This window comes from Actinomyces sp. MRS3W, assembly GCF_032465695.1.
Classification (GTDB): Bacteria; Actinomycetota; Actinomycetes; order Actinomycetales; family Actinomycetaceae; genus Actinomyces.
In genome coordinates this window covers 1-12,661 of the sequence record NZ_JAWDJJ010000147.1, presented here as the reverse complement: position 1 = coordinate 12,661, position 12,661 = coordinate 1, and the positions used below count along the sequence as shown (strand labels likewise).

The 12,661-nt window shown below is 70.1% G+C and carries 15 protein-coding genes; 3 read left to right on the top strand and 12 right to left on the bottom strand.

Translation table 11 applies throughout. The features are described from left to right. The 6 genes from RWX45_RS05290 to hisN all read right to left on the bottom strand — a co-directional run. Positions 1–1,289: SMC family ATPase (locus RWX45_RS05290; RefSeq protein ID WP_316022719.1), on the bottom strand; the 1,289-nt coding region annotated here is incomplete at its 3' end. Further along, complete coding sequence (locus tag RWX45_RS05285) at positions 1,289–2,650, bottom strand: exonuclease SbcCD subunit D (protein ID WP_316022718.1); 1,362 nt, start codon at positions 2,648–2,650, stop codon at positions 1,289–1,291. The genes RWX45_RS05290 and RWX45_RS05285, both read right to left, overlap by 1 nt. A gap of 68 nt (positions 2,651–2,718) precedes the next feature. Then, entirely contained in the window at positions 2,719–2,970 is a 252-nt protein-coding gene (locus tag RWX45_RS05280; protein ID WP_316022717.1) for a hypothetical protein, read from the bottom strand. Further along, positions 2,955–3,158, bottom strand: coding sequence for a type II toxin-antitoxin system HicA family toxin (locus RWX45_RS05275; protein ID WP_316022716.1), 204 nt, complete (start codon positions 3,156–3,158; stop codon positions 2,955–2,957). Before RWX45_RS05275 ends, RWX45_RS05280 begins: the two co-directional genes overlap by 16 nt. 245 nt (positions 3,159–3,403) lie before the next feature. Continuing rightward, entirely contained in the window at positions 3,404–4,267 is an 864-nt protein-coding gene (locus RWX45_RS05270) for an undecaprenyl-diphosphate phosphatase (protein ID WP_316022715.1), read from the bottom strand. An 89-nt stretch (positions 4,268–4,356) separates the two neighbouring features. Then, positions 4,357–5,166 (bottom strand): histidinol-phosphatase, encoded by an 810-nt coding sequence (gene hisN / locus RWX45_RS05265; RefSeq protein WP_316022714.1) that lies wholly within the window; start codon positions 5,164–5,166, stop codon positions 4,357–4,359. Here hisN and RWX45_RS05260 point away from each other — a divergent pair. Continuing rightward, positions 5,165–5,584: a hypothetical protein gene (locus RWX45_RS05260; RefSeq protein ID WP_316022713.1), complete on the top strand. Its 420-nt coding sequence runs from the start codon at positions 5,165–5,167 to the stop codon at positions 5,582–5,584. The two genes, hisN and RWX45_RS05260, sit on opposite strands and share 2 nt — an antisense overlap. Here the strand turns inward: RWX45_RS05260 and RWX45_RS13460 are convergent. The 5 genes from RWX45_RS13460 to RWX45_RS05240 form a co-directional block, all read right to left on the bottom strand. Beyond that, positions 5,483–5,800 (bottom strand): DUF86 domain-containing protein, encoded by a 318-nt coding sequence (locus RWX45_RS13460; RefSeq protein WP_410050679.1) that lies wholly within the window; start codon positions 5,798–5,800, stop codon positions 5,483–5,485. The genes RWX45_RS05260 and RWX45_RS13460 overlap by 102 nt on opposite strands. 19 nt (positions 5,801–5,819) lie before the next feature. After that, the gene (locus RWX45_RS05255) at positions 5,820–6,125 is read right to left on the bottom strand and encodes a nucleotidyltransferase family protein (protein WP_316022712.1); all 306 of its coding nucleotides are present in this window, start codon (positions 6,123–6,125) and stop codon (positions 5,820–5,822) included. 213 nt (positions 6,126–6,338) lie between these two features. Beyond that, entirely contained in the window at positions 6,339–7,364 is a 1,026-nt protein-coding gene (locus tag RWX45_RS05250) for a zinc-binding dehydrogenase (RefSeq protein ID WP_316022723.1), read from the bottom strand. A 159-nt stretch (positions 7,365–7,523) separates the two neighbouring features. Next, on the bottom strand, positions 7,524–8,363 hold the full coding sequence (locus RWX45_RS05245) for an ABC transporter ATP-binding protein (protein WP_410050678.1): 840 nt from the start codon (positions 8,361–8,363) through the stop codon (positions 7,524–7,526). Beyond that, the gene (locus tag RWX45_RS05240) at positions 8,363–9,445 is read right to left on the bottom strand and encodes an iron-siderophore ABC transporter substrate-binding protein (RefSeq protein ID WP_316022711.1); all 1,083 of its coding nucleotides are present in this window, start codon (positions 9,443–9,445) and stop codon (positions 8,363–8,365) included. The genes RWX45_RS05245 and RWX45_RS05240 overlap by 1 nt, the downstream gene beginning before the upstream one ends. Before the next feature lie 152 nt (positions 9,446–9,597). Here RWX45_RS05240 and RWX45_RS05235 point away from each other — a divergent pair, with 152 nt between their 5' ends. Next, positions 9,598–10,566, top strand: a complete 969-nt coding sequence (locus tag RWX45_RS05235) for a FecCD family ABC transporter permease (protein ID WP_316022721.1) — start codon at positions 9,598–9,600, stop codon at positions 10,564–10,566. Continuing rightward, positions 10,563–11,672: a FecCD family ABC transporter permease gene (locus tag RWX45_RS05230; protein ID WP_410050677.1), complete on the top strand. Its 1,110-nt coding sequence runs from the start codon at positions 10,563–10,565 to the stop codon at positions 11,670–11,672. The genes RWX45_RS05235 and RWX45_RS05230 overlap by 4 nt, the downstream gene beginning before the upstream one ends. Positions 11,673–11,895: 223 nt before the next feature. Here the strand turns inward: RWX45_RS05230 and RWX45_RS05225 are convergent. After that, positions 11,896–12,661, bottom strand: a 766-nt coding sequence (locus tag RWX45_RS05225; RefSeq protein WP_316022710.1) for a TOBE domain-containing protein, incomplete at its 5' end; no start/stop codon positions are given.

Below are 12,661 nucleotides of genomic sequence, written 5' to 3'. Positions count from 1 at the left end.
GTCGGGGGCGGGGAGGTGAGCAGGGGCGCCAGTCCAGCAACGGCGTCACGGGCCGATTCGAGTTCGGCCCGAACCTCGGCGGTGGCCGCCGGTGCGGCGATTGCGGCAGCGAGGGAGTCGGCGGCGTCGGCCTGGGCGTCCTCGGCGGTGCGGACGGCGCCGCGGGCGGCCTTGACCACGGGGACGACACCGGCGGCGCGTCTGGCAGCCTCCAGACGGGCGGCGTCCGCGTCGTCCTGTGCAGCCGTGGCGTCGAGCTGCTGCTGCTCCTCCAGGAGCCGGGAGCGCCGGTCAAGCCGAGCCTGCAGGGCGGTGGCGGCGGCGACGGCGGCGGAGGCCTCCTGCCGTGACCGGTCGGCCGCCGTCAGAGCCTGCTCGGCGGGGGCGGCCGCGGCGCGGGCGGTCTCTACGGCGTCCTCACACAGGGAGATGATTGCCTCCGCCTGCGGGACGGTGGCGCCCACCAGAGCCTCGAGTCGCTGGGCGGGCCGCGCAGCCGACTCGGCGTCGCCCGGAGCGGATGTGGGGGAGGGTGGCGTATCCGGCGGCGGGGTGCTGGCGCCCTGGGTGCTCGCGGGGCCGGTGTCCGGTGCGGCGGCGGATTCCGTGTCGGGCAGCAGCGGGGCGAGCAGCTCGGCGCGGGCGCGCAGCCGTTGCCGGGCCTCGTCGATGGTTTGCTCCGCGGCGCGGTTGCGGCGGCGCAGCTCCTCCTGCATGGCGTCGAAGATGCCGGTGCCGAACACGTCCCGCAGCAGCGCGTGGCGCTCATCAGAGGTGGAGCGCAGGAATTGGGCGAACTTCCCCTGGGGCAGCACCACCGTCTGGGTGAACTGCTCCCGGTCCAGGCCGACAATGCGGCGGATTTCCCGTCCCGCCTCGTCGATCCGGGTCACCGGTTCGTCGATGGGTGCGCTGTCCGGGGCCGCCAGCCGCCACAGCTTGACCGACGCGTTCTGCTTGGTGGTGCCGCTGCCGCGTCGCTTGGGACGCAGATACTCCGGGGTGCGCAGGATGCGGTAGACGCCGGCGGAGGTGGAGAAGACGAGCTCGACCTCGCTGGGGTCGGTGGGGTCCACCAGGGTGGAGCGGATGCGCTGCTTGGAGGAGCCGTCGGCGTCGGCCACCTGCCCGTACAGGGCGAAGACGATGGCGTCGATGATGGTGGTCTTGCCCGAGCCGGTGGGCCCGGTGAGCAGGAAGCGCCCGGAGCCGGTGAAGCGATCGAAGTCGATGGTCTGGGTGCCGGGGAAGGGACCCACCCCGGTGATGGTCAGGCGGTGCAGTCGCATCAGCTCTCCTCCTTGAGGCGCAGGTGGGTGCAGGCGGCGTCGTAGGCACTGGCCACAATGGCGTGCTGTGCGGCGTCGGGGGCGTGCCCGAGCATGTCGGTCAGGAACCGGTCCGCCACCGCCACCGGGTCCGCGGTGCGGGTAATGGTGACCGACTGGCGCTCGTCGCGTTCGTCGCGGGTGTGGGAGAAGGCCAGCAGGTTGGGGAAGCGATCCTTGAGGCGGGCCATGGTGTGGGGCGGCATGGGGCCGGACAGCTCAATGCGCACCCAGTCGCGGGTGTGGGCAGCGAATGCGGGACTGAGCAGCTGCTCCAAGGGGCCGCGCAGCGTGGTGGCACGGTACGGGGTGGGGGCGGGCATGCGCTCCAGCCGAGTCACTCCGGTGGCGTCGATATTCAGCAGGACGGAGGACTTGGCGGCGTCGGCCTCGGGGAAGGAGAAGGGCAGTGGGCTGCCCGAGTAGACCAGGCGCGGGCTGGCAGGGACACCTGAGCCTTCCGCGGCGCCGTCGACGTCGCCCAGGGCGGGCGGATGCAGCTCCTGGGGGCGGTGCAGGTGACCGAGGGCCACATAATCGAGCCCGCCGGAGGCGTCCGCCAGCGGGGAGCCGCCGAGCGTGGTGAACACGCCTGCGGGCACCGAGTCGACGCCGCCCACGCGGATGTCCCGCTCGGATTCGGGACTTGCTTGCCCGCCGACGACGAAGGCGTGCGCCATGACCAGGGCGGGCACCCGTTCGCCGTCATTGCCGCGGCGGGAGGCGAGATCACGGGCCACCAGCCGCAGCGCCCCGGAGACGACGGCCTCGTGGCTGCGGGCGAGTAGACGGCGGGTACCCGTGGCGATGGGGCTGTCGGACGCCTGCGCCGCGGCGCCGTCGTCGGAGTCCTCGGGGGCGTGAGGCGTTTCCCCGAGGCGTTCGGCGAGCAGTGGCGATAGCGACTCGCGGGCGGCGTCCGGGTCCAGGTAGGGCAGGGCGTACACGTACAGGCCGGGGCGTCCGGCGGCGTCGGGAATGAGGACGGGGCGGTCCACCTCGGCGGTGCGGGCGCGCACGGCGAGCCCCTCGCGCAGCAGGTCGGCGCCGAAGCCGAGCCGCCGGGCGGAGTCGTGGTTGCCGGGGGTGAGCACCACGCGCGTACGGTCCGTGAGGCGGCACAGCGTGTCATCCAGCAGGCGCACGGAATCGGCGGGCGGGATGGCTCGGTCGTACACGTCCCCGGAGATGACGACGGCGTCGACCCCCTCGGCCTCGACCAGCTCGATGAGGTGATCGGCGAAGGCGGCGTGGGCATCATCCAGGACGCGCCCGTGGAAGGTGCGCCCCAGGTGCCAGTCGGAGGTGTGGAGGATCCGCATGAAGGCAGCTTCTCACAGGCCACCGACATGAATCGGCCACGCTTAACGCAGGCGGCTTTCAGGCACTCCTATCCTTGTAGGACCTGGTCGTGGGTATTGGTCTCTTCGGCGGCGCGTACCGAACCGGGTGAGTCCGCCTCGGGGACGATCGTGATGGCCCAGTTGGAGTGTTCGGTGCTGTCATCAATCGTGTCGAGGTAGTCCACGACCTGCTGCCGCGCGCGATCGAGTTGTGCCACTTGAGTGTGGTGGTTCTCGTCGAGTTCAAGTTCCCAGCCGCCGTCCCAACGGCTTGCCGTGACGGTCAGGCTCCGGGCCATGTCTTGCTCCTTTCGATGGCGCGCAGCGCATCGCGGGTGACTTTCGGAGAGACCTCCGAGGTCCTCGTGATGACCACGGTGACTTGACCACAACGCCATACCTCGTGATCCCCTTTTCCCGGCCGCGCCGTGAAACCCGCCTTGGTAAGAAGACGGGCCAGATCTCGGTACTTCATGGGCTTCGTCATGGAAGTCTACCGTCACTCGGGAATCATCGGCTAGGCCGCGTCGACGCAATGGCGAGCACGGAGGCAAGAACAGCAGTCGGAGGTGTGGAGGATCCGCATGAAGGCAGCTTCTCACAGGCCACCGACACGAATCGGCCACGCTTAACGCAGGCGGCTTTCAGGCAGCGTTGCGGTGCTAGGGCCAGCGACGGTGCCCTTGTCGGAAGGTATCTGAGCCGAGGCTGCCGGGCTGATGTTGTCGAGCTTCAGGCAGCGACGGTGCCGGTGGCGACCAGCGCGATGATGGCCACGCCCAGAATGACACGGTAGATGAGGAAGCCGGTGAACTTGTTGGAGGAGACGAAGCGCAGCAGCCAGGCAATGGTGGCGTAGGCGACCACGCCGGAGACGACAGTGGCGATCGCCGTCGCCCCCCAGCCGACCGTTGCGGAGATGTCCCCGGCGGCCGTCACCGCCTCCAGGGCGCCGGCGGCCAGCAGCGCCGGAATGCCCATGAAGAAGGACAGGCGGGTGGCGGTCACCCGGTCGAAGCGCAGGAACAGACCCGCGGAGATCGTCGCCCCCGAGCGGGAGATGCCAGGGAACACCGGGGACAGTGCCTGGAAACAGCCGATGATGAGGGCGTCCTTGATGGACACCTCCCGCATGCCCTTGCCGGTCGAGGTGTGCGCGGCCCCGCTCGGACCGTCGCTGCGCCGGTCGGCCAGCCACATGACGCCCGACCACAGGATGAGCGCCCCGGCGATGACCCACAGGGAACGGGCGGTGATCTCGATGAAGTCCTTGAACACCAGCCCCACGATCGCCACCGGGATCGACCCCAGAATGATGCCCCAGCCGAGCGTGTAGTCGGGGTCGGTGCGCGCCTCAGAGTTGGCCAGCCCCTTGAACCAGGCGGTGACGATACGCACGATATCGCCCCAGAAGTAGACGACGGCCGCCAGAATCGCGCCCACCTGGATGATGGCGGTGAAGGCGGTCATGCCAACCGAGTCGATGTCGTAGTTGAGCAGCTTCTCAACGATGTTGAGGTGCCCGGTGGAGGACACGGGCAGGAACTCGGTGATGCCCTCAACAATGCCGAGGATGACGGCGTGCAGCCAGTTCATGAGGCTCCCAGGGATCGGGTGCGATTAGTTCCCTGAGAGGCTACCGGGCCCGGAGCACCGCATGGGTATCCGCGCGTGTGGAACCGACCTCAGTCGGTCTCCTGCGAGAGGTGCTCCAGCACCGCCTCGTGCAGCAGAGTGTTGGTGGCCACGGCGTCGCCGCCCCAGGGGCCCGGCTCACCGGACAGGGAGGTGAACCGTCCGCCCGCCTCGGTGACGATGGGCACCAGGGCCGCCATGTCATACAGCTCCAGCTCCGGCTCGGCGGCCAGGTCCACGGCGCCCTCCGCGAGCAGCATGTAGGACCAGAAGTCCCCGTAGGCGCGGGTGCGCCAGCATTCCTGCATGAGGGACAGCATGCCGCGCAGCCGCCGGCGCTCCGCCCAGCCCGACAGCGAGGAGTAGGACAGGGAGGCGTCCTCCAGGCTCGCCACGCTGGACACGTGCAGGCGCCGCGCACTGGCCAACGACCGGCCACTCCAGGCGCCGCCGCCCTTGACCGCCCACCAGCGGCGCCCCAGCGCGGGCGCGGAGACCAGCCCGACGACGACCTCGCCGTCCTCCACCAGGCTGATGAGCGTGGCCCACACGGGCACGCCGCGCACGAAGTTCTTGGTGCCGTCGATCGGGTCGATAACCCACTGGCGGGGGGAGTGGCCGGTGGTACCGAACTCCTCACCGAGCACCGAGTCCCGGGTGCGGGCACGGCCGAGGTAGTCGCGGATGATGCGCTCGGTCTCCCGGTCGGCAGCGGTGACCGGGGTCAGGTCCGGCTTGGTCTCCACCTCGAAGTCCTGGGCGTCGAAATGCGCCTGCGTGAGGGGATCGACCTGGTCGGCGATCGTGTGGGCCAGGTGCAGGTCGTCGCGCCAGCGGCGCTCCGTCACGGTCTCGCTCATGGCACCACCGTATGCCCTCAGGCGCGGATCACCCGGGGACGGCGCGCGTACCTACGATGAAGGCGCCGTGTGGATCGGCCGCATGGGCGATGGCGGCGCTACCGAGTTCACTTATGCGCTGGACGCGTCGTCCCTGTGCGGCAGCACCCGTCTGACGGCGGGGCGCTTGCCGGAGCAGGAGGGCGAGGTAGCGGTCTCGCCCGCAGTGGCCCAGCAGGACGTCGAGGTGGGCAGCGCCATGGCGCTGAAGAACGATCCCGCGGGTGCGCGTACCACCGCTAAGACCTTCTCCACCCTGGTGGCAGGGATAACTCGATTAACACTGAGGATTGTCGTCGTTGAGGGCTGCGTCCAGATGCTCGGCCAAGTTTGGCAGGTCGCGTTTTGCAGTCGTCACGAGAACATCCATGTCGATTGACCAATATCCGTGGACGATTCGATTACGAAGCCCTATTGGGCGATGCCAGACAATCTCTGGATGAGCGTCGCGATAGGAGCGGGAGATCTTAATTGCCGCTTCGCCCAGCACCATGTAGTTCCACATCAGTGCGTCAGCCCGCAGCGGGTCAGCGACAATCTCGTCGGCGTCCGAGTTCCCGACGATCTCACGTATACGTGACACCGCTTCCCGCATCTCGCTGAGGAACAGGTACTCAGGCCGCGGCATAGATGGGCTTCGCATCCGCCAGAACCTGTTCGCGGATAAGCGGATGCAGGGAACGACGGGAGACAAGGTCGACCGGCCGCCCAAACAGGACAGAGAGCTCGTTGGACAGGTCCTCTATCTCCCACCCGAGGCTGCGTCCGGGCTCGAGCTGATAGAGCAGGTCGATGTCACTGGAGGAGTTGGCCTCGCCGCGGGCGACGGATCCGAAGATGTCAAGGCCAGCGATACCGAAGCGTCGGCACAACTCATCCAGGCGCTCGAGGTCAACATCTGACACTTCCGTGACCATCATGACTTCAGTCTACGAACGGTTTCTGTTCCTGTCACTACTCGTTCAATGCCTTCACGTCGCGCAGCACGCGGGATGGGCGCCGGTGACGACGGTTTACTCAGGCACGGCCAGGGTCACCACGACTCCGGTGGGACAAGCCCGCGCCCGCCCCGACCCATGCGTCTCAGTCGACGGTGATGGGCGAGACGGGCGCGGGCTCGGCCGCCGTGCGGATCAGACCTCGAGCAGGACCTTGATCTCGCGGCGCTCATCCATGGCCTTGTAGCCCTCGGCGGCGGCGTCGATGGGGATGCGCGAAGTGAAGACCTTGCCGGGGTGGATCTCGCCGGCCTGGATGCGCCGGATCAGGTCGGGCAGGAAGCGGCGCACCGGTGCCGGGCCGCCGTGCAGGTGCACCTCGGAGAAGAACAGGCCGGTGCCGTCGATCTGCTGGTCGTGGCCCACGCCCACGAAGCCGACGTAGCCGCCGGGACGGCAGGAAGCGATGGCCTGATCCATGGAGACCTGGTTGCCGACCGCCTCGACGACGCCGTGAGCGCCGTAACCACCGGTCAGCTCCTTGACCTTGGCGGCGCCCTCCTCGCCCCGCTCGGGGATGACGACGTCGGCACCGAACTCGCGGGCCAGGGCGGCACGGTCCTCGTGCCGGGAGAAGGCGATGACCTTTTCGGCGCCGAGCGCCTTGGCGGCCAGCACCGCGGACAGTCCCACGGCGCCGTCGCCGACGACGGCGATGGTCTTGCCCGGTCCGGCCTCGGCGGCCACCGCGCCGAACCAGCCGGTGCCCAGCACGTCGGAGGCGGCCAGATAGTCGGCCAGGCGGTCGGGGTCCTCGGGCTCGCCGCCGGGCACCGCCACGAGCGAGCCGTCGGCCAGCTCCACGCGCATGTACTGCGCCTGGGAGCCGGTGTAGCTGCCGGCGTTGACGCAGCGGGACGGGTATCCGGCCTGACAGATTTCGCAGGTGCCGTCCGAGAGCATGAAGGAGCCGATGACGAAGTCGCCGACCTTGAGCGTCTTGACCTCCTCGCCGGCCTCCACGATGGTGCCGACGTACTCGTGGCCCATCGGCCGGTCCTTGACGGGCTCCGGCTCCAGGCCCCGGTAGGGCCACAGGTCGGAGCCGCAGATGCAGGCGGCGGCCAGCTTGATGACCACGTCGGTGGGCTTAACGACGCGGGGGACCTCAACGTCCTCGACGACGACGTCCCCGGGGCCGCGCATAATGACGGCGCGCATGGTCTCGGGCAGGGTTATAGCGCTCACGAATACTCCTCGATTCGGGATGATGCGGGCAGACAACCCGCATCGGTTGGTCCTCGCCGACAAGGCTAGAACCACTCCGGCACCCGTCGCCAGGTATTGCCAGTGCCTGGCAACACGCGCGGCTCCTGCAGGCTATTGCCTCCTGCGCGGCAGCGGCAGCACCAGCGGGGTGCCGGTCAGCGGGTCGGGCACCACCTGCACCGGCAGCCCGAACACCTCCTCGACCAGCTGCGGCGTCACCACCTGCGCCGGGGCGCCATTGGCGAGAATCCGCCCCTGCCGCATGGCGATCACCCGATCCCCGTAGCGGCACGCCTGGTTGAGGTCGTGCAGCACCGCCACAATGGTGGTGCCCAGCTCCTCATTGAGCTCCCGGCACAGCTCCAGCACGTCCACCTGGTGCGCCAGATCCAGGTAGGTGGTGGGCTCATCCAGCAGCAGCACGTCGGTGCGTTGGGCCAGCGCCATGGCGATCCACACCCGCTGCCGCTGTCCACCGGACAGGGAGGCCACGCGCCTGCGGGCCAGCTCGGTCACGTGGGTGCGCTCCATGGCCTGGGTGACGGCGGCGTCGTCCTGCGCGGACCACTGGTGCAGGATCGACTGATACGGGTAGCGGCCGCGCGCCACCAGCTCATGGACCGTGACACCGGCCGGGGCGATGGATGACTGGGCGAGCATGCCCACCCGCCGGGCGAAGCGCTTGGGTTTGATACCGGCCACATCCTCGCCGTCGAGCACTACCTGTCCGGCGGTGGGGGTGAGCACCCGGCTGAGCGCACGCAGGAGCGTCGACTTCCCACAGGCGTTGGGGCCCACGATCATCGTCACCTCCCCGGGCTCGACGCGCACGGACAGATCCGCGATGACCGGGTGCTCGGGGTGGTAGGACAGGGACACGCCGCGAGCCTGGAGCACTGCTCCGCCCCGGCCCGCGGCGTCCCGCTCCGCGACGCTACTGGCCGAGCCCACTACTTGACGGTCTCGGAGACGGTGTCCATGACGAACCGCGCCGCCGTCGGGCCGGCATTGAGGTAGAACGGATCGTCCTCCACCTGGACGGCCTGATCGGCCGCCACCGCCGTCAGCGTCTCCCATAGGGACATGTCGGTCAGCTCGGTCGCGTCGCCGCCCTGCACCCCGTACAGGATCCAGTCGCCGTCGGCCTGGTCGAGCTCCTCCTCGGAGATGTCCACAGAGGTGTCGTCGGTGAAGGTCTGCGTGTCCGGGCGGGCCACCCCCATGTCGGCCAGCACCGACCCGGCGAAGGAGATAGCGCCGAAAATGCGGGTGCGGTCACCGTTCTTGCGCAGCAGGGAGACCGTGACGTCATCGGCGATGCCCTCGCCCGCTGCGGCGGCGTCGCTGTGGAAGGTGTCCAGCCAAGTCTGCGCCGTGTCCGGCTTACCCAGGGCGTCGGCGAGTAGGAGGAAGTCCTGCTTCCAGTACTGGCCGGTGCCCTGCGTGGCCACGGTCGGGGCGATCTGACTCAGGGAGGAGTACAGGGACTCGGCGTCCTTCCCGGAGATGTTCATGAGGATGAGGTCGGGGTTGAGGTTGGCGATCTCCTCCACGCTCGGCTCGGTGCGCGAGCCGACGTCGGTGATGGCGGCCAGCGCCTCGGCGTCGTCGGGGAACAGCTTGGGCAGGTAGTCGGGCACGGTGCCCGCGCCGTCCCCGGAGGTGGCGCCCACCGGGACGACGCCGAGCGTGACGGCGGCGTCCAGCTGGCCGGTGGAGATGATGACCAGCCGGGCCGGTGCGGCCTCGATCGTGGTGTCGCCCAGGAAGTGGGTGACGGTGCGCGGGAAGACGTCGTCGCCCTCGCCCGAGCCCATCCCGTCGGGGATGGTGGTGGGGACGGTTCCATCTGCCGCCACGGTGGCGTCGGTCGCCGCGTCGGTGGCGGCGCCCGCCGCGGATGAGGCCTCGGAGGCGGCTGACGCGCTGGAAGTGGAGGTCGCCGAATTGGAGGAGCAGGCGGCCAGGACAGGGACAACAGCTGCGGCACCGAGCACACTCAGTGCGGTGCGGCGAGAACAAAGAAGGGTCATACGCTGAGGCTATCCTAAACTCCCTGGTGTTGTTCAAGCCCGCTCACGCCCATAGGGAGGAGACGGTGGTCATCTTCAGCTCACCCGCAGCCTCGGCCCGGGCAGCGCGCCGCCCCCGGCCCGCTCGCGGCGGCCTCCGTACCGGGGCGGCGCTGACCGGTGCCGGGCTACTGATTTTGCTGTGCCTGCTCAGCCTCGCCGTCGGCTCGCGCCCCCTCGGACTGGGCGAGGCCTGGGAGGGGCTGCTCGCCCACGACTCCACGGTCGCCTCCATCATCGTCTGGCGGCTGCGCCTACCCCGCACCATCCTCGCCGTCGTCACCGGCGCCGCCCTGGCCGTGGCCGGGGTGGTCATGCAGGCCCTCACCCGCAACCCGCTGGCCGAACCCGGGATTCTCGGCGTCAACGCCGGCGCCGCGCTGGCCGTGGTGCTGTCCGTCTGGCTGCTGGGAATCACCCGCGTCTCCGGCTACCTCTGGTTCGCCTTCGCGGGTGCGGCGCTCGCCGCCGGACTTGTGCACCTCATGGCCCGCCGCACCGGAGAGGCCGGCCCCACCCGGCTCGTCCTGGCCGGGATCGCACTCGGGGCCAGCCTGGGCGCCATCACCGGCACCATCACCATGTATGACACCAGTGCCTTCGACTCCTACCGGTTCTGGGTGGTCGGCGCCCTCGAAGGCCGCGACGCCACCCTTCTGGCCTGGGTGTCCCCGTTCCTGCTCGCCGGCATGGCTCTCGCCCTCATCTCCGGTCATACCCTCAACGTGCTGGCCCTGGGGGATGAGCAGGCCACCGCCCTCGGGGCCCGGCCCGGGCGGGCCCGCGGCCTGGCGCTGGTGTCCATCACCCTGTTGTGCGGAGCGGCGACGGCGGCGGTCGGCCCCATCTCCTTCGTTGGGCTGGTGGTGCCCCATGTGCTGCGGCTCGTCCTCGGGGCCGATCAGCAGCGGCTGCTGGCCGCCTCCATTCTGGCCGGTCCGATCCTGCTGCTGAGCGCCGACATTGTGGGGCGGGTGGTGATCCGCCCCGATGAACTGGAGGCCGGCGTGGTCACCGCCTTCATCGGTGGTCCTGTGCTGCTCAGCATGGTGCTGCGACCCCGACGGGTGGGGGAGGCATGAGCGCCCCGGATGCGCGCGCCGACGCCGCCCCACGCCCCCGGCCCGCCGGTGCGGGTTACCCGGCCGGACGGATGCGGATACGGCTGGGCGGCGACCGCAGCCTGCTGGTGCGCCGCCGTTGTCTGGTCGTCGTCGTCGCGTTGCTCGCACTCGCCCTCGCAGTGGCCGTACTCGCCGTGCTGACCGGCGCCTACAACCTGTCCGCGGCCGATGCGGTGCGTGTCCTAGCCGGCGGCGGCAGCGATCTGGACCGGTTCATCGTGCTCGGGCAGCGGCTGCCCCGCGTTGTGGCCGCCGCCCTCATCGGGGCGATGCTGGCACTGTCCGGGGCCCTGTTCCAGAGCCTGTCCCGCAACCCGCTGGGCAGCCCCGACATCGTCGGCTTCACCACGGGAGCCACTACCGGCGGCCTGCTCATCATCCTCCTGTCCGCCGCTTCGTCCACGACCACGATCGCCCTGGGGACCACACTGGGCGGGTTCGCCACCGCCGCCGCCGTCGTTGCGGTGGCGGCCCGACGCGGCGGCGCCGGGGAGGTCATCGTGCTCGCCGGCATCGCGCTGTCCCAGACGCTGTCCGCGTTCAACGACTACCTGCTCACCCGCGCCACGATTGAGGAGGCGGAGGTGGCCAAGGCCTGGCAGTACGGTTCCCTCAACGCCATCACCTGGGCGCAGGTGCGGCCGCTGGCGCTCGGTGCCGCCGTGCTCATCCCGCTGGCTGTGTGGTTCAGCCGTCCTGCCGCTGTGCTGGAGATGGGCGACGATGCTGCCGCTTCTCTGGGAGTCGGCGTCGGGCGGCTGCGGGCCGCCATGGTCGGCTACGGCGTGGTGCTCGCGGCCGTGTGCGTGTCGGTGGCCGGTCCCATCGGGTTCCTCGCATTGGCCGCGCCCCAGCTGGCACAGCGGCTCGCTCGCACCCCGGGGCTGACGCTGGCGGTCTCGGCCGCCATGGGAACCGCCCTACTGCTGATCGCCGACCTATTGGCGCAGCGCCTGCTGGCGCCCTTCCAGATCCCGGTTGGTTTGCTCTCGGCCGCCTGTGGCGGCCTGTACCTCATGTGGCTGCTCGGCGTGCGCGGCATGGACGACGCCGAGGGCCGGTGATGGCCGGTGGCGCCCGCTAATTTACGACCTTGGGGGCCGATCCACGACCTTGGGGTGCAATTCACGACCACCCCGGGGTCGTCAAACGTACCCCAAGGTCGTGCAGTGCGTGTCCGGCTGACGCGCCGGGTCGATGCGCACGGGCCGGCCACCGCATCGACCGGTTTGGGCACGTCATTAGTGCCGGTTTCGGTGCGTTATAAGTGCCGGTTTCGGCATGTTATTAGTGCCGGTTTGGGTGAGGGGAGCGGTCACCGCGGCGGGGCACCAGGCGTATCTGGACGGCCTTGATAACGCAGGTCACCGCCGCCCCCGGGCGCAGCCCGAGCTCGGCCACGGCGGCGGCGGTGACGGTCGCCGTCACCAGGTGGCCGCCGACCACCCGCACGGTGACAGTGACCAGGCCGCCGGTCGGGTCCACACCGGTGACGGTTCCGGGCAGCGCATTGCGCGGACTGCCGCCGGTCGCCGGCCCCGAAGCGGCCCGCCCCGGCCAGACATCAGGGTCGGCGTCGGCGCCGGTGGCCAAGACGTCCGGTCGCTCGGCGCGGTACAGGGCGACGGCGTCGGGCGGGATAAGGGCCAGCCCCGGCTGCCCGGCGGGCGGCAGATCCGCGAGCCCGGGACGCGCGGCCAGACGCGTGCCGCCGTCCAGCACCAGCCCCGGGCTCTGCGCGTCGCCGTCGATGGTTCCCGGTAGGACGGACATGCCACTCAGGCGGGCCCCGAAGCGGCTCGTCGGGGCGGTGAGCACGCGCGCGGCGGGACCGGACTCGACCACCCTGCCGGCCTCCAGGACGACGACCTCGTCGGCGAGCGCGGCCACATCCACCACATCATGGGTGACCAGCAGCACCGTCAGCCGCTCCTCGCGGGCGCGACGGGCGAGCAGCTCTCGCAGCTGCTGGCGGGCGGTCACGTCCAGGGCCGACATCGGCTCGTCCAGAACCAGCACCCGAGGCGAGGTCGCCAGGGCACGTGCCAGGGCC

Excerpts from the sequence above, each read along its gene's own strand:
- RWX45_RS05285 (WP_316022718.1), bottom strand. The coding sequence starts at position 2,650 with ATGCGGATCCTCCACACCTCCGACTGGCACCTGGGGCGCACCTTCCAC.
- RWX45_RS05280 (WP_316022717.1), bottom strand. The coding sequence starts at position 2,970 with ATGGCCCGGAGCCTGACCGTCACGGCAAGCCGTTGGGACGGCGGCTGG.
- RWX45_RS05275 (WP_316022716.1), bottom strand. The coding sequence starts at position 3,158 with ATGACGAAGCCCATGAAGTACCGAGATCTGGCCCGTCTTCTTACCAAG.
- RWX45_RS05270 (WP_316022715.1), bottom strand. The coding sequence starts at position 4,267 with ATGAACTGGCTGCACGCCGTCATCCTCGGCATTGTTGAGGGCATCACC.
- RWX45_RS05260 (WP_316022713.1), top strand. The coding sequence starts at position 5,165 with ATGGCACCACCGTATGCCCTCAGGCGCGGATCACCCGGGGACGGCGCG.
- hisN (WP_316022714.1), bottom strand. The coding sequence starts at position 5,166 with ATGAGCGAGACCGTGACGGAGCGCCGCTGGCGCGACGACCTGCACCTG.
- RWX45_RS13460 (WP_410050679.1), bottom strand. The coding sequence starts at position 5,800 with ATGCGGGAAGCGGTGTCACGTATACGTGAGATCGTCGGGAACTCGGAC.
- RWX45_RS05255 (WP_316022712.1), bottom strand. The coding sequence starts at position 6,125 with ATGATGGTCACGGAAGTGTCAGATGTTGACCTCGAGCGCCTGGATGAG.
- RWX45_RS05250 (WP_316022723.1), bottom strand. The coding sequence starts at position 7,364 with ATGCGCGCCGTCATTATGCGCGGCCCCGGGGACGTCGTCGTCGAGGAC.
- RWX45_RS05240 (WP_316022711.1), bottom strand. The coding sequence starts at position 9,445 with ATGACCCTTCTTTGTTCTCGCCGCACCGCACTGAGTGTGCTCGGTGCC.
- RWX45_RS05230 (WP_410050677.1), top strand. The coding sequence starts at position 10,563 with ATGAGCGCCCCGGATGCGCGCGCCGACGCCGCCCCACGCCCCCGGCCC.